Below are 24,957 nucleotides of genomic sequence, written 5' to 3' on the forward strand. Positions count from 1 at the left end.
GGCCGGGCGCGGCGGCGTCGTGCGCACCGTCTCGCCGCGCACCCCGCGTGCCCCGGGCGTCGACGAGCCGCCACCGCGCCGCCGGACCACCACACCACGCGCGCCGCGCCGCACCGACCGACCGGCGGCCCGTCGTCCGTCCCGCAAACCACCTCGCCCGCCGAAGCTGGCCGAATCGCGACTGCGCCTGCGGCTGGGCACCGCGCTCGCCCTGACGCTGTTCGCCGCCATCGGGATCCGGCTGATCTTCCTCCAGGCGGTCGACGCCCCGGCGTACGCCGGGGGCGGCATCGCCGACCGTCTCCGCACGGTCGAGCTGCCGGCGGCGCGCGGCGCGATCTACGACAGCACCGGCGCGCCGCTGGCCCGCAGTGTCGAGGCGCGCTACGTGTTCGCCGACCCGACCGAGGTGAAGGATCCGCCCGCCACCGCGAAGGCGCTCTCCCCGCTGCTCGGCATCCCGGTGTCGAAGCTGGTCGAGCTGATGAAGCCCCGCAAGCTGGAGAGCGGCAAGTTGTCCACGTTCGCCTACCTGGCCCGCGGTGTGGAGATCCCGACCGCCAAGCGGGTGCAGGCGCTGGAGCTTCCCGGCATCGGCGTGCACCGCGACGAGAGCCGTGACGTGCCCGGCGGCGACCTGGCGGCCAACCTGATCGGCTTCACCAGTCAGGACATGGCCGGCCTGGAGGGGCTGGAGGCCCGCTACGACGACGTGCTCGCCGGGCAGGACGGCAAGCGGGTGTACGAGGCCGGCCTCGGTGACCTCGCGGCGCCGATCCCGGGCGGTTACAGCCAGACCACTCCCGCCAAGCCGGGCAGCTCGCTGACCCTCACCATCGACCGTGACCTGCAGTTCCGCACGCAGCAGATCCTCAGCGCGGGCATGGCCCAGCAGCGCGGCGGCACCGGCGTCGCGGTGATCATCGAGATCCCCTCCGGCGCGGTGCTGGCCCAGGCCAGCAATCCCACCTACAGCGCGGCGAAGCCGCTGGCGAGCGACCCGGTCGCCCGGGAGGACGCGGCGACCAGCTTCGTCGTCGACCCCGGCTCGATCCACAAGGCGATTACCTTCGGCGCGGCGTTGCAGGAGGGTGTGATCACGCCGGACACGGCGCTGCCCATCGCCAACAGCATCAAGAAGGGCGACACCTGGTTCTCCGACACCCATCCCGCCAACGGCAAGAAGATGAGCGTGCCGGGGATGCTGGCCTACTCGTCGAACGTCGGCACCATCACGATCGCCGACCAGCTCGGCAAGGACCGGTTGATCGACTACCAGAAGCGGTTCGGGCTGGGTAAGCCCACCGGTGAGGGAATGCCGGGGGAGGCCAGCGGGCGTCTGTTGCCGGCCGACGAGTGGAGCGGATCGTCGGAGGGGTCGGTGCCGATCGGGCACAGCGTCGACGCCACCCCGTTGCAGATGGCCGCCGCGTACGCCGCCATCGCCAACAACGGCACGTACGTGCAGCCGCACCTGGTCAAGGAGGTGATCGGCCCGGACGGCAGGCGCACGCCCGCGCCGGCACCGGTGACCCGGTCGGTGCTCAGCCCGCAGAACGCGGCGGCCCTGCGCACCATGCTGGAGGCCGTCACCACGGTCGACCATGCCACCGGGCTGACCGCCGCGGTGCCCGGCTACCGGGTCGCCGGCAAGACCGGCACCGGGTGGCGACTGGTGGACGGCAAGAAGCAGCCCGGCGAGGTGTCCTCGTTCATCGGCATGGCCCCCGCCGAGAACCCCCGGTACGTGATCGCGGTGTTCGTCTACGCCCCCGGGGGTGGGGGCGCGGCGATCGCCGGCCCGGCGTTCCGCGACATGATGCAGTTCACTCTGCGTCACTACCGCGTACCGCCGTCGACCGGTGGTTCCGCACCCAAGTTCGTGGTCTATCCGCGCTGAGCAGCAATGGCGGGACATCATCGGTGAGTGCCGACGAACCACCGGGGCGGCTGTGCGGCCGGAACCGGACGACGGGGTAGGGTCTGACGCCGTGCCCGGCAATCCACGTCCACGTACCGTGACCGGAGTCCGGCTCGGCGATCTCGCCGCCCGACTCGCCGTCGACCTTTCGGCGGACGCCGCCGAGGTGGTCGTCACCGGGGCCACCCACGCCAGCCAGGAGGTCCACCCCGGCGACCTGTACGCGGCGTTGCCCGGCGCTCGCCGGCACGGCGCGGAGTTCGCCGCCGGTGCCGCCGAGGCGGGTGCCGTGGCCATGCTGACCGACCCGGCGGGTGCGGAGCTGGCCGCGGGAAGCGGCCTGCCCGTCCTGGTGGTGCCCGACCCGCGTGCCGTGCTCGGCGAGCTGGCCTCGGCCGTGTACGGCGACCCGACCGCCGGTCTCACCGTGATCGGGGTGACCGGCACCGCCGGGAAGACCTCCACCGCGTACCTGGTCGAGTCGGGGCTGCGGGCCGCCGGCCACACCACCGGGTTGATCGGCACGGTGGAGACCCGGCTCGGTGACCTGGTGATCGACAGTGTGCGCACCACCCCGGAGGCGACCGACCTGCACGCCATGCTGGCCACCGCCCGCGAGCGGGGGGTCACGGCGGTGGTCATGGAGGTCTCCAGCCACGCGTTGGCCATGGGCCGGGTGGGCGGGGTCCGGTTCGCCGTCGGCGGCTACACCAACTTCGGCTCCGACCACCTGGACTTCCACGCCGACAGCGACGACTACTTCGCGGCCAAGGCCCAGCTCTTCGACGGGCGGTGCGCCGTCGAGGTGCTCAACCACGACGACCCGGCCCTGAAGCCGCTGTACAAGCCGGCCACCGTCACCTACTCGGCGGCCGGCGACCAGGGCGCGAGCTGGTGGGCCGACGGCGTCGGCGGCGAGGGGTACGCCCAGCGGTTCACCGCGCACGGCCCGGACGGCGTGGTCCTGCCCGCGGGGGTGGCACTGCCCGGCCGGCACAACGTGGCGAACGCGCTGTTGGCCATCGCCGCGCTGGTCGGCGCCGGGGTGGATCCGACGACCGCGGCGGCCGGCGTGGCCGCCTGCGGTGGCGTGCCGGGCCGGCTGGAGCTGGTCGACGTCGCCGCGCCGGTACGTGGCGTGGTCGACTACGCGCACAAGTCGGACGCGATCGTGGCGGCGCTGGCCGCGCTGCGGGAGTTGAGCGCCGGGCGGCTGATCTGTGTGATCGGCGCCGGGGGTGACCGGGACCGGGGCAAGCGGCCGGTGATGGGCGCCGCCGCGGCGGAGGGGGCCGACCTGGTGCTGGTGACCGACGACAACCCGCGTACCGAGGACCCGGCGACGATCCGCGCCGAGGTGCTCGCCGGCGCGTACCGGGCCGCGACGGCCGCCCGGATCATCGAGGTGGCCGGCCGCCGCGCCGCGATCGACGAGGCGGTTCGGCTGTCCGAGCCGGGCGACGTCATCGCGCTGCTCGGCAAGGGGCACGAGCGCGGCCAGGAGGTGGCGGGCGAGGTGTTTCCGTTCGACGACAGCATCGAGCTGGCCGACGCGCTGCGGGCCCGCTTCGGGGACCTGGCGGTCCAGCGGTGATCGCGCTGAGCCTGGCCGAGGTGGCCGCCGCGGTCGACGGGCGTCTGGAGGCCGCCGACCCCGCCGCCACCGTGACCGGTTCGGTGGAGTTCGACTCGCGCAAGGTGGGGCCCGGTTCGCTCTTCGTGGCGTTCCCCGGTGAGAAGGTCGACGGGCACGACTACGCGGCGACGGCGATCCAGGCCGGCGCGGTGGCGGTGCTCGGCAGCCATGCGGTGCCCGGGGTGCCGATGGTGCTGGTGGACGACGCACTGACCGCGATGGGCCGGCTGGCCCGTGCCGCGGTGGACCGGCTCCCGCAGCTGACCGTGATCGGGGTGACCGGTTCCTCCGGCAAGACCACCACGAAGGACCTGATCGGTCAGCTCACCGCCCGGCTCGGGGCCACGGTGGCGCCGCCCGGCTCGTTCAACAACGAGCTGGGCCACCCGTACACCGCTCTGCGGGCCGGGCCGGACACCCGCTATCTGGTGATGGAGAAGGGCGCGCGGGGGATCGGGCACGTGCGGTACCTGTGTGAGCTGGTGCCGCCCCGGATCTCCGTGGTGCTCAACGTCGGCACGTCGCACATCGGCGAGTTCGGCTCGCAGGAGGCCATCGCCCAGGCCAAGGGAGAGCTGGTCGAGGCTCTGCCGGCGGACGGGCTGGCGGTGCTGAACGCCGACGACCCCCGGGTGGACGCCATGGCGGGTCGCACCGGGGCCCGGGTGGTCCGCTACGGCGAGGCGCCGGACGCCGACGTGCGCGCCGAGGACGTCACGCTGGACGAGCGGGGGCACCCGTCGTACACGCTGGTCACCCCCGAGGGACGCGCGCCGGTGCGGCTCGGGCTGACCGGCCGTCACCAGGTCGGCAACACGCTCGCGGCGGCGGCGGTCGCCCGGGAGCTGGACATGCCGTTGGCCGAGGTGGCCGTGGCCCTCGGCGAGCTGAGGCTGGTCTCGACCCGTCGGATGGACGTCTTCGACCGCCCTGACGGGGTGACCGTCATCGACGACTCGTACAACGCCAACCCGGCCTCGATGGCGGTGGCGGTGCGGGCGCTGGCCGGTATGGGCCAGGGGCGGCGTACCGTCGCGGTGCTCGGTTACATGGCCGAGCTGGGCCCGTTCGAGCGGAGCGGCCATGCCGAGGTCGGCCAACTGGCGGCCGAACTGGGCGTCGACCGGCTGCTCGTGGTGGGTGAGCCGGCCGCGCCGATCCACGAAGGCGCGACAGCGGTAGCGAACTGGGGAGGAGAGTCGGTGCTGCTCACCGATCAGGCGGCGGCCGTCGAGGTGCTGCGGAGCGAGCTACGACCGGGGGACGTCGTCCTGGTCAAGGGCTCCCGGTACCGGACCTGGGAGGTGGCCGACGCCCTGCGCGCCGACACCGGTGGGGAGCCGACCCGATGAGGGCGGTCATCGTCGCGGTCGGCGTGGCGTTCCTCGTCTCGCTCTTCTGCACCCCGATCGCGATCAAGTTGTTCACCCGGCTCAAGGCCGGTCAGCCGATCCGGTCCGACGGCCCCGCCATGCACCAGGGCAAGAAGGGCACGCCCACCATGGGTGGCGTGGTCTTCATCCTGGCCACGGTGATCGCGTACGTGGCCGGGCACCTGGCCCTGACCACCCTGCCGGACCAGCAGATCGCCCAGGTGGAGCCGACCATCACGGCGTTGGTGCTGCTGGGGCTGATGGTCTTCTCCGGCGCGGTGGGCTTCCTCGACGACTTCCTCAAGGTGCGCAAGCGCAACAGCGCCGGGCTGAACAAGCGCGGCAAGCTGCTCGGTCAGATCCTGGTCGGCGCGGTCTTCGGGGTGATCGCGCTGTGGTTCCCGAGCACGATGACCGACGGCTCGGGCCTGGCGACCAACACCGAGACGGTGGGCAGCACCACGCTGAGCTTCATCCGGGACATCGATGCCCTGGAGGTCAGCAAGGTCGGCGCGGTGATCATCTTCATCTTCGTGGTGATGGGCGCCACGAACGGTGTCAACCTCACCGACGGCCTCGACGGCCTGGCCACCGGCGCCTCGGTGATGGTGCTCGCCGCGTACGCGTTGATCGCGTTCTGGCAGTACCGGCACTGGTGCGCCGACCCGAACTACACCCAGCCGTACTGCTACGAGGTCCGCGACCCGTTGGAGATCGCGCTGATAGCCGGGGCGGCGGCCGGGGCCTGTGTGGGCTTCCTCTGGTGGAACACGTCCCCGGCACGGATCTTCATGGGTGACACCGGTGCGCTGGGGCTGGGCGGCCTGATCGCCGGTATGGCGATGTCCACCCGCACCATCCTGCTGCTGCCGATCATCGGCGGGCTCTTCGTGATCATCACGATGTCCGTGGTGATCCAGATCATCTCCTTCAAGACCACCGGTAAACGCGTGTTCCGGATGTCGCCCCTCCAGCACCACTTCGAGTTGGCCGGCTGGAGTGAGGTCAACATCGTGGTGCGCTTCTGGATCATCGCCGGCATCGGCGTGGCCATCGCCCTGGGCCTGTTCTACAGCGAGTTCCTCGCCAACATGACCTGATCGGCCCTCGCGATCCCCGCACTGATCGGCCGCCCGGACGGCCCGCCCCGCGCGGGTTTCGTCCGGGCGGTCAGTGCGTCAACGGCCGGCGTCGGAGTCCGACACGCCCGGTGCGTCGTTGTGGGCGTGCCCGGCGCGTCCAGCGGTGATGATGTCGGGGTGGGGGAGGACTCAGGCACCGACGACAGGACAGCCGGTCGGCCGCGACGGTCACCGGGCGCGACGCGCACCGCCGCGGCCGGCGCGCCGCCCGACCAGGCGGCGAGCGGCCGGGGAGCCGACGACGCGCGCGGCCCGGAACCGGGTGCGGCACCGCGGGCAGCGGACCCGCCACCACCCGTGCCACTGCGCGGGTTGGACGGGGCCGGTGGCCTCGCCGCGCTGCGAGGTCTGCTGGCGCGACCGCTGGCCTCCTACTATCTGCTGCTGTCCAGCGCCGGCCTGCTGCTGCTGATCGGGTTGACCATGGTCTTCTCGGCGACCAGCGTGAAGGACTACGCCGAGGACGGCAACGCCTCGGCCTCAGTGACCAAGCAGGCGATCTTCGCGGTGATCGGCATCGGGGCGTTCTGGGTCTGCCAGCGCCTGCCCGCCAGCACGTACCGCTCGCTGGGCCGACCGCTGCTGTTCACCTCGATCGGGCTGTTGCTGATACTCAACCTGCTGCTCGCGTACGCCCGGCTCAGTCACCAGGACTCGGCCCGGATCGGCCCGATCGAGGCGCGCCTGCTCTGGTTGTTCATCGGCGGGATCCAGGTCCAGCCCTCCGAGCTGGCCAAGTTCGCGCTGGTGCTGTGGGGCGCGCACCTGATCGCCCGCAAGGGCGCCGCGCTGGGGTGGTGGCGGGAGCTGGCCACCCCGCTCTTCCCGGTGATGGGCCTGCTGTTCGTGCTGGTCGGCTACAACGACGTGGGCACGATGCTCTGCCTGCTGGCCCTGGTGGTGGGCCTGCTCTGGGCGGCCGGCGTGCGGATGCGGGTCTTCGGCGCGCTGACCGTGGTCGGTCTGCTCGGCGTCGGCCTGCTCATCGCGGTGGCCTCGCTGGGCGCCGGCTCCGGCGAGAAGGGCGCGGACAACTACCGCTTCGCCCGGCTGGTCATGTTCTTCAACCCGCCCGACCCGGAGACCTGCAAGCTCGGCGACTGTCTCCAGTTCTACCAGGGTCGACTGGCCATCGAGCACGGCGGCTGGTTCGGCGTCGGGCTGGGCAAGGGCAGCCTGAAGTGGGACTGGCTGCCCGAGGCGCACAACGACTTCATCTTCGCGATCATCGCCGAGGAGCTGGGCGTGATCGGCTGCGCGGTGGTGCTCGCGCTGTTCGCGGTCCTCGCGTACACCGGGTTGCGGATCGCCCGCCGGGTAGACGACCCGTTCCGCCGGTTCGCCGCCGCCGCCGTGACCACCTGGCTGGTGAGCCAGGCCGTGATCAACATCGGCGGGGTGGTCGGGCTGCTGCCGATCACCGGCCTGCCGCTGCCGTTCATCTCCGACGGCGGAAGTGCCCTGGTCGTGACGTTGGCGGGGATCGGCATGCTGGCGTCCTTCGCCCGCGCCGAACCCGATGCGGCCCGAGCACTGCATGCCCGTCCGCCGGCCCGGTGGGTCCGACTACTCTGGGCCCCGTTGCCGCCGCTTCCCGGGCGGCGTCGCCGACCGGCGACGCCGCCCGCCGGCCGAGGGTCCGTACCCCGGTCCCGCGAGCGGCGCCATGACGACCAGGCCGCGCCGCGCGGGGTCCGCCAGGACCGGAGCCGCGGGGGTACGGCGAGCGAAAGGAGACGCTGATGGGTCCGCTGCGTTCGGTGGTGCTCGCGGGAGGTGGCACCGGGGGGCACGTCTACCCGCTGCTCGCCTTCGCCGACTGCCTGCGCCGACACGACCCGGGCGTCCGGATCACCTGCCTCGGCACACCACGCGGCATGGAGAACGACCTGATCCCGCCGCAGGGCTACGACCTGCGGCAGATCCCGGCGTACCAGCTGCCCCGGTCGGTCAACATGAACCTGGTGCGTACCCCGGGCCGGATGTGGACCGCGGCGCGCGCCGCGGGCAAGGTGATCGACGAGGTGCGCGCCGACGTGGTCGTCGGCTTCGGCGGGTACGTCTCGGTGCCGGCCTACCTGGCCGCCTGGCGCCGGGAGATGCCCATGGTGATCCACGAGGTGAACGTGCCACCGGGGGTGGCCAACAAGCTGGGCATGAAGTTCACCAAGAACGTCGCCGTCGGCTTCCCGCACCAGCCGAGCCAGGCCGAGTCGCTGCGCGACGCCACAGTGGTCGGGGTGCCGCTGCGCCGCACCATCGCCGGCCTGGACCGGTACGCGCTGCGCGACGCCGCCCGCGCCCACTTCGGGCTCCGCCCGGACCTGCCGGTACTCTTCGTCTCCGGCGGCTCGTCGGGCGCCCGCTCGATCAACCTGGCGCTCTCCGGGGCGGCCAAGGAGCTGGCCCGCAACGGCGTGCAGGTGCTGCACGTGATGGGCGCCCGCAACGAGCCGGTGCCGATCCCCACCGACCTGCCGGTGCCGTACGTGACGCTGCCGTACCTGTCCGAGATGGAGCTGGGTTACGCCGCCGCCGACCTGATGCTGGCCCGGGGCGGGGCGATGACCGTCGCCGAGGTCGCCGCGATCGGGCTCCCGACGATCTACGTGCCGTACCCGCACAGCAACCAGGAGCAGCGGCGCAACGCGCTGCCCGTGGTCGAGGCCGGCGGTGGGCTGCTGGTCGACGACGCGGAGCTCACCCCGGCGTGGCTGGAGCGCACCGTCATCCCCCTCATCCGAGACCCGCAACGGTTGTACGCGATGGGCGCGGCCGCGGGGGCGTACGGCCGGCGCGACGGTGACGAGGCCCTGCGCTCCTTCGTCCTCCAGGCGGTGGCCCGATGACCGCGCAGTTCACCCCGGCCGGCACGCTCACCGCAGAGGACCTGGGCGCCGTCCACCTGATCGGGGTGGGCGGGGTGGGCATGCTCGGCGTCGCCCGACTGCTGCTCACCCGCGGCATCCGGGTCTCCGGCAGCGACCTGCGGGAGTGGCCCTCCTTGGCGGGCCTGCGGGCGCTCGGCGGCACCATCTACCTCAGCCACGAGGCGACCAACCTCGACGGCGTGGACACCGTGGTCTACTCGTCGGCCATCCCCCAGGACCACCTGGAGCTGGTCGAGGCGCGTCGGCGCGGCCTGCGGGTGCTGCACCGCTCGGAGGCCCTGGCCGCCGCGATGACCGGCCGCCGGGCGGTGGCGGTCGCCGGCACGCACGGCAAGACCACCACCACCTCGATGGTGACGATGGTGCTCCAACAGGCCGGTGTGGACCCGTCCTTCGTGATCGGCGGCGAGATCTCCGAGGTCGGCTCGGGCGCCCACCACGGCACCGGCGAGCACTTCGTGGTCGAGGCGGACGAGAGCGACCGCTCGTTCCTCATCTACCGCCCGTACGTCTCGATCATCACGAACGTCGAGGCGGACCACCTGAACACCTACGGCGACTACGCGACGCTGGAGGCGGCGTTCGTGGAGTTCGCCCGCCTCACCGACCCGGACGGGTTCATCATCACCTGCGCCGACGACCCGGGCGGTCGGCGGCTGGCCGAGAGCCTGCGCGCCGAGGGGCGGCAGGTGTTCACCTACGGCGAGGCGGCCGACGCCGACCTGCGGCTGACCGAGATCGTCTCCTCCGCGCGCGGGGTGCGCTACCTGGCCGCGATCGACGGCCGGTCACTGGGCGAGTTCCGGTTGCCGGTGCCGGGGCGGCACATGGGGCTGAACAGCGCCTCCGCGGTGCTGGCCGCGTACCTGCTGAAACTGCCGCTGGAGGCGGCGGAGGCCGCGCTGGCGGTCTTCCCCGGGGTGCGGCGGCGTTTCGAGCGCAAGGGCGTCGCGGACGACGTGCTGGTCTACGACGAGTACGCCTACCACCCGACCTCGATGACGTTGGCGATGCAGACGCTGCGCGAGGTGGCCGGCGACGGGCGCCTGATCGTCGTCTTCCAGCCGTACCGGCTGTACCGCACCCGCGACAACCAGTCGGAGATCGCCGCGGCGCTGGCCATCGCCGACGAGGTGGTGCTGTTGGAGGTCTTCGGGCCGGGCGAGCTGCGCCAACCCGGCGAGGGTTCGGCGGCGCTGATCGCCGCGGTGGAGCTGCCCGCCGACCGCAAGGTCTTCGTCGACTCGTGGGAGGCGGCCCCGCTGGAGGTGGCCCGTCGGGCCCGCCCAGGGGACGTGGTGGTGACCATGGGCGCCCCGCCGATCTCGCTGATGGGTGACGAGCTGCTGGCCGCCCTGGGGGAGCGTGCGGCCGGCTCCGCGCCGACCGCGACCGTCGACCCGGTGGCCACCGCCCCGGTGTTCGGTGACCCGGTGCCGGGTGGCGCCACGGCCGGCGGCGACGGAGCGGCCCTCGGTGGCACCGTCGCGCCCGGCGGCACGGCGCCCACGGCCGGATGAGTCCCGGCCCGGCCCGAGGGCGGACCCGCGCCGCCGAGGGCGGCGCCCCGCGTCGCGGTCCGGCCCGGCGTTGGCAGCTGGTCCGGGCGAGCAGCGACGCGGTACCGCCCTCGGCCCGCCGGTTCATGGCCCGTGCCCGGCAGCGTCGGATGCGCGCGGCGCTGCCCTGGGCCGTGGCCGCCGGGGTGCTCGCGCTGGCCGGGCTGGTCGCCTGGACGGTGCTGGGCACCGGGCTGTTCGGTGTGCGGGAGGTGCGCGTGGAGGGGGCCGACCTGGTCACCCCGGTGCAGGTGCACGACGCGGCCGGCGTACCGGACGGGGTGCCGCTGGCCCGGGTGGACCTGGCCGCCGCGGCCCGCCGGGTCGGCGCGCTCGCGCCGGTGGAGCGGGCCACCGTGTCCCGCGACTGGCCCGGCACGCTGGTGGTGCGGGTGACCGAGCGGACCCCGGTGGCGGCGGTGCCCCAGGGCGACGCGTACGCCCTGATCGACCGCAGCGGTGTGGCGTTCCGGACGGTGGACCAGCGCCCGGCCGGGATGCCGCAGGTGACGGTGGCCCGACCGGCCGCCGACGACCCGGGCACCCGGGCCGGGCTGGAGGTGCTCGTCGCGCTGACCCCGCAGTTGCGCGCCGAGCTGGTGGACGTGAGCGTGGAGGGGTTGGCCCGGATCACCCTGCGGCTGCGGGGGGACCGGACGGTGGTCTGGGGCGACGCGACCCGGGGCACGGACAAGGCTCGGGTGGCCACCGCTCTGCTCGACGAGGACACCGATCGGATCGACGTGAGCGCCCCGGACGTGGTGACCTTCCGCTGACCCGCCGAGCGCGGGGAGGCGTGACCTGTCGCGCTCCGGTCGGCGACACGCCGAGCGGGTCCTTGGCTCATCGCGTGGTGGCGCTTACGTTGCCCCGAAGAGGTTCAGTGGTTGACATAACTGTAAGCCTCTAGTAGAGGGTGAGGGTTCACCCCTGACTCTCGCTGGTGACAGCTGTCGTCGGCCGCTGGTCTGGCCACGCCGTAACCGGTCGGCCGAAGCCAATCTCGAAGGAAAGGACCGGAGATGACACCTCCGCACAACTACCTGGCGGTCATCAAGGTCGTCGGCATCGGGGGCGGCGGCGTCAACGCCGTCAACCGGATGATCGAGGTTGGGCTCAAGGGCGTCGAGTTCATCGCGATCAACACCGATGCCCAGGCGCTGCTGATGAGTGACGCCGACGTCAAGCTCGACGTCGGCCGGGAGCTGACCCGCGGTCTGGGGGCCGGGGCCAACCCGGACGTCGGCAAGAACGCCGCCGAGGACCACCGCGACGAGATCGAGGAGGTGCTCAAGGGCGCCGACATGGTCTTCGTGACCTGCGGCGAGGGCGGCGGCACCGGCACCGGTGGCGCGCCCGTGGTGGCCAACATCGCCCGCAAGCTCGGTGCGCTGACCATCGGCGTGGTGACCCGCCCGTTCTCCTTCGAGGGCAAGCGTCGCCAGGTACAGGCCGAGACCGGAATAGACGAACTCCGCAACCAGTGCGACACGCTGATCGTGATCCCGAACGACCGGCTGTTGGCCCTGGGTGACCGCAACATCAGCATGATGGACGCGTTCCGCACGGCCGACCAGGTGCTGCTCTCCGGTGTGCAGGGCATCACCGACCTGATCACGACCCCGGGTCTGATCAACCTGGACTTCGCCGACGTCAAGAGCGTGATGAGCGGCGCCGGCAGCGCGTTGATGGGCATCGGCAGCGCCCGCGGCGAGAACCGCGCGGTCGAGGCGGCCGAGGCGGCCATCTCCAGCCCGCTGCTGGAGCAGAGCATGGACGGCGCGCGCGGTGTGCTGCTCTCCATCGCCGGCGGTTCCGACCTGGGCCTGTTCGAGATCAACGATGCGGCCCAGCTGGTCACCGACGCCGCCCACCCGGACGCCAACATCATCTTCGGTGCGGTCATCGACGACGCGCTCGGTGACGAGGTGCGGGTGACGGTCATCGCGGCGGGCTTCGACGGCGGCACGCCCGCGTACAAGGCGGCCGAGCCGACCCGTAAGACCAACACCAACCAGCCGGCGCCGCAGAGCACCCCGGTGCCGGCGCCGTCGACCAACCCGGCTCCGGCCCAGTCGCCGCGCCGAGTGCTCTTCGACGACGTGGACGTTCCCGATTTCCTCAAGAACGGGTCCTGAGCACCGCCGATGACCGACAGCTCAGCCACGGTCCGGCCGGGCCGGCACGCCGAGATCGCGGCCGGCCTGGCCCAGGTCCGGTCCCGGATGGCCGACGCCTGTGCGCAGGCCGGCCGGGACCCCGCCGACATCACGATGATCGCGGTGACGAAGACCTACCCGGCCAGCGACGTGTTGGCGCTGGCCGGGCTCGGGGTGACCGACATGGGGGAGAACCGCGACCAGGAGGCAGCCGGTAAGGCCGCCGAGGTGGCCGCGGCCGGACTGCGCCCCCGTTGGCACTTCATCGGTCAGCTCCAGCGCAACAAGGCCCGCTCGGTGGTCCGGTACGCCGACGTGGTGCAGTCCGTCGACAGTGTCCGGCTGGCCCGGGCGTTGGCCAACGCCGCCGCCGACCGGGAGGTGCCGCTGGACGTCATGGTCCAGGTGAGCATCGACGGCGACGCCGCCCGGGGCGGCGCGCTGCCCGGTTCGGCCGACCCGGGCGCCGGGCTGGAACCGGTGGCCGAGGCGGTGGCCGAGTCGCCAGGGCTGCGTCTGGTCGGCCTCATGGCGGTGGCGCCGCTGGGTTGGGAGCCGGAGCGGGCCTTCGCCCAACTCGCGGAGGTTGCCGGCGTGTTTCGGACGGTCCACCCGGGAGCGACCGCGCTGTCCGCGGGAATGAGTGGAGATTTCGAGATCGCGATCCAATACGGCGCGACACATGTCCGCGTCGGCAGCGCGTTGCTCGGAATGCGTCCCACGCTGCGGTAGCCTGACCGCGAGACATGCAAATTACATCAGTGTTGTTTCAGGGGTGGCGTCCCCTAGTTGGGGGTCGTGGCGCGCGACGCGAATCGCGCGCCAGGGGATTGCCGCCCCGGTCCGATGGGCATGGTTGTCCACTCGCGACGGGCGACATGGCACGGGGGCGCGTGCCGCACGGCGGACGGAAGGGCGCGGGATGGGTGCACTGCGCAAGGCGGGGGTCTGGCTCGGTCTGGTCGAAGAAGACGACGAGCGGGCCTACGACGACGGTGGCTACGACAAGGGTGGCTACCGCGACTCGCGTTACCGGCAGAGCCGGTACGCCGAGGAGTTCGCCGACGAGGACGAGGACGACACCGAGGAGCCACCGGCTCCCCGGCCGCGGGTCAGTGAGCGGGGTCGACTCTCCGAGCGGGCGAGCGGGCGGTTGAGCGAGTCCGAGCGTGGTGACGGCGAGCGTCCGGAGCGGGTCGAGCGGGCCAGCGTACGGTCGATCACCCGGTCGACGGCCGGTGAGACGTCCGGCGCGCTGACCTACCACACCCGGGACAATCTGGCCCTCGCGCCGCAGGTCACGTCGCGTGAGCGGGCGTTGCCCGAGGAGGAGCAGCGTTACCAGATCACGACGCTGCACCCGACCACCTACCGCGAGGCGCGCACGATCGGTGAGCACTTCCGCGACGGCGTCCCGGTGATCATCAATCTCACCGAAATGGATGAGGCCGATGCCCGCCGTCTGGTTGACTTCGCCGCCGGTCTGGCGTTCGGCCTGCGCGGTACGATCGAGCGCGTGACCAATCGGGTGTTCCTGCTCTCACCGGCTAATGTCCAGGTCACCGCTGAGGACAAGGCCAAGATCGCTGAGGGCGGTTTTTTCAGTCTGAGTTGACCCCGCCCGACCCGAGGGACGTCGCTGACCGTGTTGTCGATCTTACTGCAAGTGTTGTACCTGATCCTTTATGTCTTCCTGCTCCTCCTCTTGTCCCGGTTCGTGTTGAGCGCCGTCCTTCAGTACGGCCGCCGCTGGCAACCGGGGCGTGGCGCATCGGCAGGATTGGAATCCGTGTGGAGCGTCACTGATCCCCCTCTCAACGCGTTGAGGCGTGTGATCCCTCCGCTGCGAATTGGTACCGTGAGCATCGACCTGGCCTCCCTTGTGCTCCTGGTTATCCTGTTCGTGCTGATGGAGTTCGTGTTAGGGCCGTCGATCAGGGCATCTGCCTGATGACCGACGCGCTTTCGCGGCCGCAACTGACCCGAGGAGTTTCGATGCCGCTGACCCCGGCCGACGTCCACAACGTCGCCTTCAAAAAGCCGCCGATCGGCAAGCGGGGGTATGACGAGGAGGAGGTCGACGCCTTCCTTGACGAGGTGGAGCGCGAGCTCGCCCGTCTCATCGAGGAAAACAACGAGCTGCGCGCCCAGGTGGAGCGCGGCGGCCGTGGCGGCGCCCCCGCAGGCCCCGGCGGCGACGCCCGACTGGCGGCGGAGCTCAACGACGTCAAGGCCCAGCTGGACCGGGTGCAGCGCGACAAGTCGGCGGCCGAGCAGGCCGCCCGCGCGATGCAGGCCGAGCTCGAGCAGGTCCGTGCGACCGGCGGCCCGGCCGGCGGCGTCACCGGTGACGGTGAGCAGCAGGCCCTGCGCGTGCTGATGATGGCCCAGCGCACCGCCGACGACCACGTGTCCGACGCGCGTCGCGAGGCCGACCAGCTGCTGTCCGAGGCCCGCGGCAAGGCCGAGGAGGTGACCCGGGAGGCGCGCGCGAAGGCTGACGCCCTTGAGCGGGACGCCCGCCAGCGGCACCAGGAGGCCATGGGCGGCCTGGACGCCAAGCGCACGGCGCTGCAGAAGCACATCGAGGAGCTCAAGCAGTTCGAGCGCGAGTACCGCACCCGGCTCAAGGCGTACCTGGAGAGCCAGTTGCGTGACCTCGACGGTCGCGGCCAGGGCCTCGAAGCCGAGATGACCCGCTCCGAAGCTGGCCGGGTCGCCGGCGGCAACGGGCTGGCCGCTGCGGGCCTCGCCGGTTCCTACGGCGGCGGCGGGCGCTCCGGCGCCCTCGAAGCCGGACGCTGAGCACCGGCCGGCGATCGTTCTCCGCCAATGGTGACGATCGCCGGCCCAGCCTGGACGGTACGACGCGGCGGGGGTGAGCCGTGATAGTCGCAAGTCTCCTGCTCATCCTCGTCGCGGTGGTCCTCCTGGTGCTCGGTCTGGCCAGTGGCTCCAGCTTCATGTTGGTCATCTCCATCGCGGCCAGTCTGCTGGCCGCCGTGGCGTTGGTGGTGGGTGCCCGTCAGGCAGCCGCCAACCGCGCCACGGCGGATCCCGGTCGGCCCGGCCGGCGACACCACGACGCGCCCCGGACGGCCAGCCAGGCCACGGGTGTCGCGTACGGGCCGCCGCTGGTCGAGCCGGAGGTGCCGGTCCAGCACGTGCCCACGACGGTTGGTACCGGCGGCACCGGGTGGCGGCAACCACCCGAGCCGCCGGTCGACCATGCCCCGCCGTTCGACCCGCGCGTCGACACCGCCCCGCCGTTCGACCCGCGCGTCGACACCGCGCCTCCGTTCGATCAGGGGTCGCCGTTCGTGACCCCGGCCGACGGCGCGTCCGCTCCCGCCCGGCCGGTCAGCCCGGCGTCGCCGTTCGCGGCGTCGACCGACGACGCCTTCCGCGACGGTGCCCCGTCGGCCGACGAGCCGGCCGAGCAGCCGGTCACTCCCGCCGAGGCGGCCCGGGTGGCGCGACTCTCCGATGCCGTCGAGGTGGTCGACGGTCACCCCCGCTACCACCTCGCCGGCTGCCCGCACCTCGTCGGTCGGGTGCCCGAGGTGCTGCCGGTCGCCGAGGCCGTCGAGCTCGGTTTCACGCCCTGCGCGCACTGTGCGCCAGCCACCGCCCTGCTCGCCGACGCCCGGCCGATCTGAAGCGGCGCCGATGCCCGCGCAGGACACGCTCACCGTGGCGATACGGGTGAAGCCCGGCGCTTCGCGTACCCGGGTGGGTGGCTGCTTCGACGGTCCACACGGGCCCGCCCTCGTGATCGCGGTGCACGACCCGGCCGTCGACGGTCGGGCGACGGAGGCGGCCCGCCGGGCGCTGGCCGCCGCCCTGGGCCTCCGGCCGGCCGCGGTCTCCCTGCGGGTCGGCGCGGCCAGTCGGGACAAACTCTTCCTCGTCGATCGGCCCGGCCCGCAGATGTCCGAGCTGCTGCGCCGACTGCGCGACGGATCCGCCGAGTGAGGAACGCCCAGGCCAGGCTGCTGTGACGCCCGGATTGGACATCGCGCTGCTGCTCGGTGCGGCCGTGCTGCTGGTCGCCGTCGGCGCGGTGCGGCTCTCCACCCGGCTCGGTGTGCCCAGCCTCCTCGTCTACCTGGCACTGGGGGTGGCGATCGGCGAGGGCGGGCTGGGCATCCGCTTCGACGACGTCGAGCTGACCCGGGCCCTCGGCTTCTGCGCGCTCATCGTGATCATCGCGGAGGGTGGCCTCACCGCCCGGTGGACCACCCTGCGTCCGGTGCTCGGGCTCGCCTCCGCGCTCTCCACGGTCGGCGTGATCGTCAGCATCGGGGTGGTCGGTGTCGCCGTACACCTGCTGTTGGGGTTGGACTGGCGGTTGGCGCTGCTCTATGGCGCGGTGCTCTCGTCCACCGACGCGGCGGCCGTCTTCGCCACCCTGCGTCGGCTGCGCCTGCCGCCCCGGCTGGTGGCGACCCTGGAGGCCGAGTCGGGCATGAACGACGCCCCGGTGGTGCTGCTGGTGGTGCTGCTGTCCCACGAGGGCTGGGCGCACCCGTGGTGGTACGAGGTCGGGCTGGTCTGTTACGAGCTGGGTGTGGGTGTGGCGGTGGGCGTGGGTGCCGGCGTCGCCGGCACCTGGGCGCTGCGCCGGGCCGCGTTGCCCTCGGCCGGGCTCTATCCGATCGCCGCGGTGGGCATCACCGTGCTGGCGTACGCCGCCGGGGCGGTGCTGCACGCTTCGGGGTTCCTCGCCGTCTACGTGGCCGGGGTGCTGCTGGGCAACGCCCGGTTGTCACACCGGCAGGCGATCCTCGGTTTCGCGGACGGGCTCGCGTGGCTCGCCCAGATCGGGCTGTTCGTGCTGCTCGGGTTGCTGGCCTCGCCGGGTCGGTTGGACGCGGCGGTGCTGCCCGCGGTGGTCGCCGGGTTGGCCCTGGTGCTGCTGGCCCGGCCGTTGTCGGTGGCCGTCTCGGCGCTGCCGTTCCGCGTCGGCCTCCGCGAACAGGCGTTCCTGTCCTGGGCGGGGCTGCGCGGGGCGGTGCCGATCGTGCTGGCCACCATTCCGCTCTCCGAGCGGGTGCCCGGCGCGGAGCGCCTCTTCGATGTGGTCTTCGTGCTGGTGGTGATCTTCACGCTGGTACAGGCCGGGGCGCTCGGGCCGTTCGCGCGCTGGTTGCGGGTGACCGCTCCGGCCGAGGCCACCGAGATCCATGTGGAGACCGCGCCACTGGAGCGGATGCGGGCGGACCTGCTCCAGTTGGAGGTGCCGCCGGGCTCGCGGTTGGCCGGCGTGCACGTCGACGAGTTGCGGCTCCCGCTGGGCGCATCGGTCACGCTGGTGCTGCGCGACGGGGTGGGTTTCGTGCCCGCGCCGGACACCCGCCTGAAGACCGGCGACAGCTTGTTGATCGTGGCGACCGCAGGGGTGCGGGACGCCGCGGAGCGCAGGTTGCGGGCGGTCAGCCGGCGGGGTCGCCTGGCCCGGTGGTTTGGTGAGTACGGGGATGAGGCAGTCGATTGATCTGCTAGCGTTCCCTTTGCCCCAGTTAGGCAGGGCTAGGGGCTGTTTAGCGGAGCGACGGTGCGGCACGTTGTCGGACGCCTGTACGTTCCGTATTCTTGCCAACCTCCGGAGTGTGCGGCCACCGTCGCCGTGCGCCCCTTTTCGTACATTAGGGGACGCCTTGGTCGGCGCCCCCTGACCAGGATGCCGCGGACCACGCGGCTCCCCGGCCGAGGGAGCGACCCATGGCGAAGCCAGCCGATACCAGGACCGCCGGGCGCAAGCCGGTGACCAAGGCCACCCGGAGCACGGCGGAGACCGAGAAGATCCGGGCGGCGCTGGCGGCACGGCGGGACGAGCTTCGCGCCGAGTACGATCAGACGCTGAGTGAGATCACCGAGCTGCAGCGCGATCGGCTGACCGACTCGGCCGGGGACGACCAGGCCGACACGGGCACCAAGACGCTCGAGCGGGAGCAGGAGATCTCTCTCGCCAACAGCATTCTGGAACGGATCACGCAGGTCGAGCGCGCTCTGGAGCGCCTCGACGAGGGTGGTTACGGCTGGTGCGAGCGGTGCGGCAACCCGATCCCGGTCGAGCGCCTCGCCGCCTTCCCGTCGGCCACCCAGTGTGTGACGTGCAAGCAGCTGGAGGAGCGGCGCTGAGGTCCGTTCCCCGGCGGCGATGAGACGGTGAGCGATCACCGCCGAGACACCTCGATGGGGAGCGCATGACCGCAGTACCGTCCGCCGAACCCGGCCGCACCGATCCGGGAGGCGGCACACGCCGGCCCCGGGCCGTCGTGATCCTTGCCGGGGTCGCCCTGGTGGCCCTGCTGGCCGACCTGGTCACCAAGCACCTCGCACTGGCCGCGCTGACCGACCGGGAGCCGGTCCGGCTGCTCGGGGGGTTCGTCTACCTGAGCCTGACCCGCAACAGCGGTGCCGCCTGGAGCATCGGCGCGGACCACACCTGGATCTTCCCGCTGATCACGATCGGTGTGGTCGGCTGGATCGTCTGGATGGCGCTGCGACTCCGCTCGCTGCCCTGGGCGATCTCCCTCGGCCTGGTGCTGGGTGGCGCGCTGGGCAACCTCGTCGACCGGATCTTCCGGGCGCCCGCGCCCTTCCACGGGCACGTGGTCGACATGATCAGCCTCTTCGACCCGTACGGCCAGGTCTGGCCCGTGTTCAACCTGGCGGACAGCTCGCTGGTCTGCGGTGTGCTGCTGGCCGTGCTGCTGGAGCTGACCGGTCGTCAGCGCGACGGTCGGCGGGCCGGGCGCGACGACGCCCCGGCCGAGACCGACGCCACCCAGAGCGCCGACCAGCGGGAGCGGGCATGACCTCCGCGTTCGCCGCTGGCGGCGACCATCGTTCCCTCCCGGTGCCGGACGGCCTCGACGGCATGCGACTGGACCAGGCGGTGTCCCGTCTGTTCGGGCTCTCCCGCACCGCCGCCGCGGCCCTGGTGGATGCCGGGGACGCGCTCGTCGACGGCAGCGCCCGGCCCAACTCGCACAAGGTCAAGGCCGGCTCCTGGCTGGACGTCACGCTGCCGGCCCCGGTGGCACCACCGACCGTGGTGCCGCAGGCGGTTCCCGGTCTGCGGGTGGTCTACGCCGACGACGACATCGTGGTGGTCGACAAGCCGGTGGGCGTGGCCGCGCACCCCAGCCCGGGGTGGACCGGCCCAACCGTGATCGGCGCCCTCGCCGCGATCGGGCACCGCATCTCCACCAGTGGCGCGGCCGAGCGGCAGGGTGTGGTGCACCGGCTCGACGTGGGGACCACCGGGATCATGGTGGTCGCCAAGAGCGAGCAGGCGTACACGGCGTTGAAGCGGGCCTTCAAGTACCGCGAGGTGGACAAGGGCTACCACGCGGTGGTGCAGGGTCACCTGGACCCGCTGCGCGGGACCGTCGACGCGCCGATCGACCGTCACCCCACCCACGACTACCGCTGGGCGGTGGTGTCCGGCGGCAAGCCGAGCATCACCCACTACGACACCCTTGAGGCGTTCCCGGCGGCCAGCCTGGTCGACGTCCGGCTGGAGACCGGCCGGACCCACCAGATCCGGGTGCACTTCTCGACTCTGCGGCACCCCTGCGTCGGTGACCTCACCTACGGTGCCGACCCCACCCTCTCGGCCCGTCTCGGCCTGGCCCGTCAGTGGCTGCACGCCCGCGAACTGAGCTTCCTGCACCCCCGAACGGGGGACGAGGTCCGGTTCGTCAGCGACTACCCTGACGACCTGGACCGTGCGCTTCAGATCCTGCGTGACTGAGCGGCGACCGCCCGACACCGATCCGACGAGGGGATCCCGCCCGTGCGCGCCGGCAACCTGCTGCGGCAGCTGGACCAACGGCTGCTGCCGCCGCTGACCCGGGCCGTGACCCGGCTGGGCGACCGGTCGGCGCGGTCCGGGGTGCTCACCTGGGCCGCCGTGCTCTCCGCGGCGGCGGTCCTGGGCACCGCGGTCTGGGCCGTCGACGACACTCCGGTCGGCGACCGGACGGTGGGTGAGGTGACCCGGGTCGGCGTGACCGACGGCGATTCCGTCCCCGGCTACCTCCGGTCCGCCGCCGCCGACCTGGCCGCGCTGCCCGCCTCGCCAGAGTCCGCGCAGGAGGGGACCTACGCGCTGGTCACGCTCGCCGCGTACCTGCCGCCTCAGCGTCTGGCGACGGTGCTCGGCGACGTCGGGGTCTCCACCGTCTTCGGGCGGGTTCCGCTCCCCGGGCGGCAGACCGAGATCGTCAAGATTCCCGCGATGCGGGTGCCCGACGACGTCGTGGCCGGGATGGACCAGGTGGCGGCCCGCAAGGAGATCGAAGCCGCCGACTACCGGGTTCTGGCCGCCACGGTCGACGGTGACGGTCCGGACGAGCGGGAGTTGCGGGGGCGGTACGCCAGCGGCGCCGAGGTGGCCGCCGCCGAGGCGGCCGCGTACCGCACCGGCTGCGCCTGCGTCTACGCCGCGGTCGTGCGGGCGACGCCGGGTGCGCTGCGCGGCGTGGCGGCCCGACCGGACGTACGGGCGGTGGACCCCGCTCCGGAGGTGTACCGCCTGGACCGCACTGTCTTCACACCTCCGCTGCCCGAGCAGCGCGACGTGGTGCGCCCGCCCGTCGACACCGAGCCGAGTCCGACGCCGACGCCGGACTCGGACGCGCAGTCGACACCGCCTGCGCCCGCGCCGTTGGCGTCGATGGGCGAATCGTCGGAACCCGCACCGGTCGTCACGACTCCGTCACCCGCGTCGTCACCGCCCACGTCGACCGAGCCGCCCCCGCCGACCGCCACCACCTCCCCGGACGGCCTCGGTGACGAGCCGCCGACGCCCACGTCGTCGTGATCTGCGTCGGCTGGTGTGCGCTCTGAGGTGTGGTCCGAATAGGGTTTGGTTCGTAGCCTGTCAGACGGAGATCGATGGCGCTGGGAGGGCGGGCCGTGGAGGGCAGTGAGACCGGCTGGGGCCGGCCGGCCGAACCAGCGCCGCGGTGGCGCGCGTTGCTGGACCGTGCCCGGCTGGGCGGTCGCGGCGCGGAGCACACCGAGCCGGAGCGCCATGCCGACGACCCGTCTCCGGACCCGCTGCCACGGCGCGCGGCACCGAACGGCAACGCCGGGCGGGCGTCCGCCATCGGGCATCCGGCCGAGCTGTCGTACGGCGCGGAGCCCGACTACCGGGCCGAGGCGACCTACCGGGTCGACCCCGCCTACCGGGCCGACCCGGGTTACCGGGCGGAGCCGGGATACCGAGCCGATCCGGCTTACCGAGCCGAGCCTGAGTACCGTGCCGAGCCGGAGTACCGCGCCGAGCCGACGTACCGCTCGGAGCCGGACTACCGGTCGGAGCCGGCGTACCGGGCCGAGCCGGCATACCGCGCCGACCCGGGATACCGGGCCGAGCCGACGTACCGGGCGGAGCCGGGTTACCGCGCCGAGCCGGACTATCGGGCCGAGCCGACGTACCGCGCCGAGCCGGGCTATTCGGCCGAGCCCGGCTTTCGGGTCGAGCCGGAATACCGGGCCGACCCGGGTTACCGGGCCGAGCCGACGTACCGGGCCGAGCCCGAGCCGCCGCCGGTCGCCCCCGACCCGGGCCAGTCGCGGTACGCGTTGCTGGACAACGGCTACCGGCCGGGAGACCCGCCGGCTCAGTCCCGGTACGCCCTGCTGGAGACGGGTTACCAGCCGGAGACCGGATACCCGGCGACCGCGCCCCCGCCGGTCGCACCGCCACTCGCCGCACCACTCGCACCTCCGGCAGCCCCGCCACCCCCTCCACCCGTCGCGCCGGTGGCACCGCCACCCGCCCCGTCGGTCGGCTCGGCGGTCGCCGAGCGGGCCTACCCGGCCCGGGTCGAGTGGCGCCCGCAGGGCGTCGACCAGGAGCAGGAACGGGCCAACGGGGTGCTCCGGCGTGACCTGGGCACTCCCCGGGTGTTCGCCTTCGCCAACCCCAAGGGCGGGGTGCACAAGACCACCGCCACCGTGCTCGCCGCGGCCACGGTCGGCAGCGTGCGCGGGCAGGGCGTGCTGGCCTGGGACGACAACGAGCTGCGCGGCACTCTCGGGCTGCGTGCCGGAAGCGCCCGGCACGCCCGGACGATCCGTCACCTGATCACCGACCTGGCCCAGATCGAGATCCTCGAGGGCGAGACCCTGCTGGGTCGGCTGGACGACTACCTGCGGCACGCCTCCGACGGCTCGTACGACGTGCTGGCCGGCGAGGAGAGCCCGCGCTTCGCCCAACGACTGGACCAGTTCACCGTCCGACGTGTGCTGGAGCTGTTGCGCCGCACCCACGACGTGGTCTGCGTCGACACCGGCAACAACGTGGAGAGCCCCAACTGGCGCACCGTGATGCAGGCCGCCGACCAACTGGTGGTGACCACCGTGCCCCGCGAGGACGCGGCGTTCAGCGCCGACTGGATGCTCGACCTGCTGCACGAGGAGGGCATGGGCGAGTTGGCGGACAACGCCATCACCCTCATCTCCTGCCCGACCCCGGGCCGCTCGCCGTTGCAGGACGACCTGGAGCGGCACTTCGCCACCCGTACCCGTGGGGTGGCCGTGGTGCCCTACGACCCGGCGCTGGAGACCGGGTCGTCGATCGAGTACCACCAGCTCCAGCCGGAGACCCGGCAGGCGTGGTTGCGGGCCGCGGCGATGATGGTCGAGCCGTTCGCCCGGTGAGCTGGTCTGCCACCACCGGAGCCCCAGCCGTGCGCCGGGCCTGAGAGGATCATCGGGTGAGCCCGGACAACCCCGAACCCGAGCGGCCCGTCGACGATCCCGACCGGGCCGCCTCGCCCGACGCGTCGGGGTCCACCACGCCGGCGACACCGCCCGCTGCCCAACCGCCGGCGTACGACGACCCGCCGGGCGCCGCACCCTCGACCGCGTCCCGGAGCTGGTTCCAGCTGACCTCCGACGAGCCGCGTCGTCCGCTGCGCACCGCGGCGACGGTGCTGGGCGCGGTGCTGGCGCTGGCCGCGCTGGGGGTGCCGTTCGGGCTGCTCTGGGCCGTCCTCGCGCCGGCCACGCCGGTGCTCAAGACCGCCGAGGGGGCGATCTACGCCGACCCGCAACCGGAGCAGCCGATCGCCGCGGACGGGTGGTTCAGTCTGCTCGGGCTCGGCTTCGGGCTGCTGGTGGCGCTCGCCCTGTGGTTCGTGTTGCGCCGGCGGCGCGGCCCGGTCGGGCTGCTGGTCGCGGTGCTCGGCGCGTTGGCCGCCGCGCCGGTGGCCTGGCAGGTGGGTCGGCGGGTCGGCCTGGCCACGTTCGACCGGCTGCTGGACACCGCCCCGGCGGGGCAGTCCTTCACCAAACCCGCGGACCTGCGGGCCGGCGGGGTCGACTGGCTGCTCGGCGTCCTGCCGGTGCCGCACGGCAACCTGCTGCTGCCGGCGTTCGGGGCCGCGATCACGTACACCCTGCTGGCCGGCTGGTCGCGGTGGCCGGGTCTGCGCCCGGAACCCGAGCCGGCCGATCTCAGTTGGGTGTCGGCGGGGACGCCAGCTCCGACAGCGGCACCGGAACCGCCCGCACCTGGCGCAGCAGAGCCGCCTCGCGGTTGAGCAGCCGCAGCTCGGCGCGCAGCCGCGCGGCCGTGTCGTCGATCGCCAGCAGTCGCTGCCGGTCGTCGACGGTGAGCGCCGCGGTCGCCGCCACCAGGTGGGAGAGCACCGTCGGGTCCTCCGGCAACTGCTCGGAGATCTCCTCCGGGTCGGAGCGGATCAGGCTCAGGTACTGCCGGAACACCGCGATCACGCGCGCGGCCAGCAGGTCGGCCACCTCGTCCGACCCGGCCGGGTCGGGCAACCACTCGACGTCGGCGGTCAGGTAGGGGGCGGCGCTGTCGTCGACCTCGGCGATCCGGAAACGGCGCCGGCCGACCGTGACGATGTCGAAGCCACCATCGGTCAGCTCGGTCACCTGGCGCAGCTCGGCGGTGCAGCCCACCTCGTGGAGGGTGACCTCACCGGCGCTCGGTGTCGAGCGTGCGCCCGGGCCGGCGGGCGCGACCTCCCACCCAGCCTGGATGGCCACCACACCGAACTCGCGCGGAGCGCCCTCGGGCAGGTCGACGAGGTGTCGGACCAGCGCCCGGTAGCGCTCCTCGAAGATGTGCAGCGGCAGCACCAACCCGGGAAAGAGCACCGTTGCGAGCGGAAACACCGGCAGCCGTGCGGTCACATGGTCGAGCCTAACCAATCTCGCCCCCGTGGGCGTGGCCCGGCTCACCGTCCCGGCGGACGGGCGGCTCGGGTGCGCTCCGGGTCGGCC

Annotated in this window: 23 protein-coding genes; 22 read left to right on the top strand and 1 reads right to left on the bottom strand. The window is 72.8% G+C overall.

Translation table 11 applies throughout. The features are described 5' to 3' along the window. The 22 genes from LADH09A_RS19790 to LADH09A_RS19895 form a co-directional block, all read left to right on the top strand. A partial coding sequence (locus LADH09A_RS19790) for a peptidoglycan D,D-transpeptidase FtsI family protein (RefSeq protein ID WP_274529815.1) occupies positions 1-1,900 on the top strand: 1,900 nt, incomplete at its 5' end. A gap of 52 nt (positions 1,901-1,952) precedes the next feature. Continuing rightward, positions 1,953-3,515: a UDP-N-acetylmuramoyl-L-alanyl-D-glutamate--2,6-diaminopimelate ligase gene (locus LADH09A_RS19795; RefSeq protein ID WP_238646971.1), complete on the top strand. Its 1,563-nt coding sequence runs from the start codon at positions 1,953-1,955 to the stop codon at positions 3,513-3,515. Next, entirely contained in the window at positions 3,512-4,909 is a 1,398-nt protein-coding gene (locus LADH09A_RS19800; protein ID WP_238646972.1) for a UDP-N-acetylmuramoyl-tripeptide--D-alanyl-D-alanine ligase, read from the top strand. Before LADH09A_RS19795 ends, LADH09A_RS19800 begins: the two co-directional genes overlap by 4 nt. Then, positions 4,906-6,030, top strand: a complete 1,125-nt coding sequence (gene mraY, locus LADH09A_RS19805) for a phospho-N-acetylmuramoyl-pentapeptide-transferase (RefSeq protein WP_238646973.1) — start codon at positions 4,906-4,908, stop codon at positions 6,028-6,030. The genes LADH09A_RS19800 and mraY overlap by 4 nt, the downstream gene beginning before the upstream one ends. A 339-nt stretch (positions 6,031-6,369) precedes the next feature. Beyond that, on the top strand, positions 6,370-7,815 hold the full coding sequence (locus tag LADH09A_RS19810) for an FtsW/RodA/SpoVE family cell cycle protein (RefSeq protein WP_238647060.1): 1,446 nt from the start codon (positions 6,370-6,372) through the stop codon (positions 7,813-7,815). Next, complete coding sequence (gene murG / locus LADH09A_RS19815) at positions 7,815-8,921, top strand: undecaprenyldiphospho-muramoylpentapeptide beta-N-acetylglucosaminyltransferase (RefSeq protein ID WP_238646974.1); 1,107 nt, start codon at positions 7,815-7,817, stop codon at positions 8,919-8,921. The genes LADH09A_RS19810 and murG overlap by 1 nt, the downstream gene beginning before the upstream one ends. Beyond that, a complete protein-coding gene (gene murC, locus LADH09A_RS19820) occupies positions 8,918-10,483 on the top strand; it encodes a UDP-N-acetylmuramate--L-alanine ligase (protein WP_238646975.1) in 1,566 nt (521 codons plus the stop codon). Before murG ends, murC begins: the two co-directional genes overlap by 4 nt. Continuing rightward, a complete protein-coding gene (locus LADH09A_RS19825) occupies positions 10,480-11,298 on the top strand; it encodes a cell division protein FtsQ/DivIB (protein ID WP_238646976.1) in 819 nt (272 codons plus the stop codon). Before murC ends, LADH09A_RS19825 begins: the two co-directional genes overlap by 4 nt. A gap of 246 nt (positions 11,299-11,544) precedes the next feature. Then, positions 11,545-12,660 (top strand): cell division protein FtsZ, encoded by a 1,116-nt coding sequence (ftsZ, locus tag LADH09A_RS19830; protein WP_238646977.1) that lies wholly within the window; start codon positions 11,545-11,547, stop codon positions 12,658-12,660. 9 nt (positions 12,661-12,669) lie between these two features. Further along, entirely contained in the window at positions 12,670-13,413 is a 744-nt protein-coding gene (locus tag LADH09A_RS19835; protein ID WP_238646978.1) for a YggS family pyridoxal phosphate-dependent enzyme, read from the top strand. Positions 13,414-13,603: 190 nt separating this feature from the next. Then, the gene (locus LADH09A_RS19840; RefSeq protein ID WP_238646979.1) at positions 13,604-14,296 is read left to right on the top strand and encodes a cell division protein SepF; all 693 of its coding nucleotides are present in this window, start codon (positions 13,604-13,606) and stop codon (positions 14,294-14,296) included. A 30-nt stretch (positions 14,297-14,326) separates the two neighbouring features. Further along, complete coding sequence (locus LADH09A_RS19845; protein WP_030334503.1) at positions 14,327-14,632, top strand: YggT family protein; 306 nt, start codon at positions 14,327-14,329, stop codon at positions 14,630-14,632. A gap of 44 nt (positions 14,633-14,676) precedes the next feature. Beyond that, the gene (locus LADH09A_RS19850) at positions 14,677-15,486 is read left to right on the top strand and encodes a DivIVA domain-containing protein (protein WP_124820047.1); all 810 of its coding nucleotides are present in this window, start codon (positions 14,677-14,679) and stop codon (positions 15,484-15,486) included. 158 nt (positions 15,487-15,644) lie between these two features. After that, positions 15,645-16,340 (top strand): flagellar biosynthesis protein FlhF, encoded by a 696-nt coding sequence (locus LADH09A_RS19855; RefSeq protein ID WP_274529825.1) that lies wholly within the window; start codon positions 15,645-15,647, stop codon positions 16,338-16,340. A 10-nt stretch (positions 16,341-16,350) separates the two neighbouring features. Further along, positions 16,351-16,656 carry a DUF167 domain-containing protein gene (locus LADH09A_RS19860; RefSeq protein ID WP_238646981.1) on the top strand — a complete coding sequence of 102 codons (306 nt, stop codon included), beginning with the start codon at positions 16,351-16,353 and terminating at the stop codon, positions 16,654-16,656. Positions 16,657-16,678: 22 nt separating this feature from the next. After that, complete coding sequence (locus tag LADH09A_RS19865; RefSeq protein WP_238646982.1) at positions 16,679-18,178, top strand: potassium/proton antiporter; 1,500 nt, start codon at positions 16,679-16,681, stop codon at positions 18,176-18,178. A 227-nt stretch (positions 18,179-18,405) separates the two neighbouring features. Continuing rightward, complete coding sequence (locus tag LADH09A_RS19870) at positions 18,406-18,825, top strand: TraR/DksA family transcriptional regulator (protein ID WP_238646983.1); 420 nt, start codon at positions 18,406-18,408, stop codon at positions 18,823-18,825. Between the two features lie 65 nt (positions 18,826-18,890). Then, positions 18,891-19,505: a signal peptidase II gene (lspA, locus tag LADH09A_RS19875; protein WP_238646984.1), complete on the top strand. Its 615-nt coding sequence runs from the start codon at positions 18,891-18,893 to the stop codon at positions 19,503-19,505. Beyond that, positions 19,502-20,446, top strand: a complete 945-nt coding sequence (locus LADH09A_RS19880) for an RluA family pseudouridine synthase (protein ID WP_091407730.1) — start codon at positions 19,502-19,504, stop codon at positions 20,444-20,446. Before lspA ends, LADH09A_RS19880 begins: the two co-directional genes overlap by 4 nt. A gap of 42 nt (positions 20,447-20,488) precedes the next feature. Then, positions 20,489-21,517 (top strand): hypothetical protein, encoded by a 1,029-nt coding sequence (locus LADH09A_RS19885; protein WP_238646985.1) that lies wholly within the window; start codon positions 20,489-20,491, stop codon positions 21,515-21,517. Positions 21,518-21,591: 74 nt separating this feature from the next. Further along, positions 21,592-23,364, top strand: coding sequence for a MinD/ParA family ATP-binding protein (locus tag LADH09A_RS19890; protein ID WP_238646986.1), 1,773 nt, complete (start codon positions 21,592-21,594; stop codon positions 23,362-23,364). Positions 23,365-23,420: 56 nt separating this feature from the next. Continuing rightward, positions 23,421-24,248, top strand: coding sequence for a DUF2567 domain-containing protein (locus tag LADH09A_RS19895; protein WP_238646987.1), 828 nt, complete (start codon positions 23,421-23,423; stop codon positions 24,246-24,248). On the opposite strand, the gene LADH09A_RS19900 is transcribed toward LADH09A_RS19895, so the two are convergent. Then, positions 24,163-24,867, bottom strand: coding sequence for an LON peptidase substrate-binding domain-containing protein (locus LADH09A_RS19900; RefSeq protein WP_238646988.1), 705 nt, complete (start codon positions 24,865-24,867; stop codon positions 24,163-24,165). The genes LADH09A_RS19895 and LADH09A_RS19900 overlap by 86 nt on opposite strands. Positions 24,868-24,957 lie beyond the last annotated feature (90 nt).

This window comes from Micromonospora cabrerizensis (assembly GCF_022230955.1).
Classification (GTDB): Bacteria; Actinomycetota; Actinomycetes; order Mycobacteriales; family Micromonosporaceae; genus Micromonospora; species Micromonospora cabrerizensis.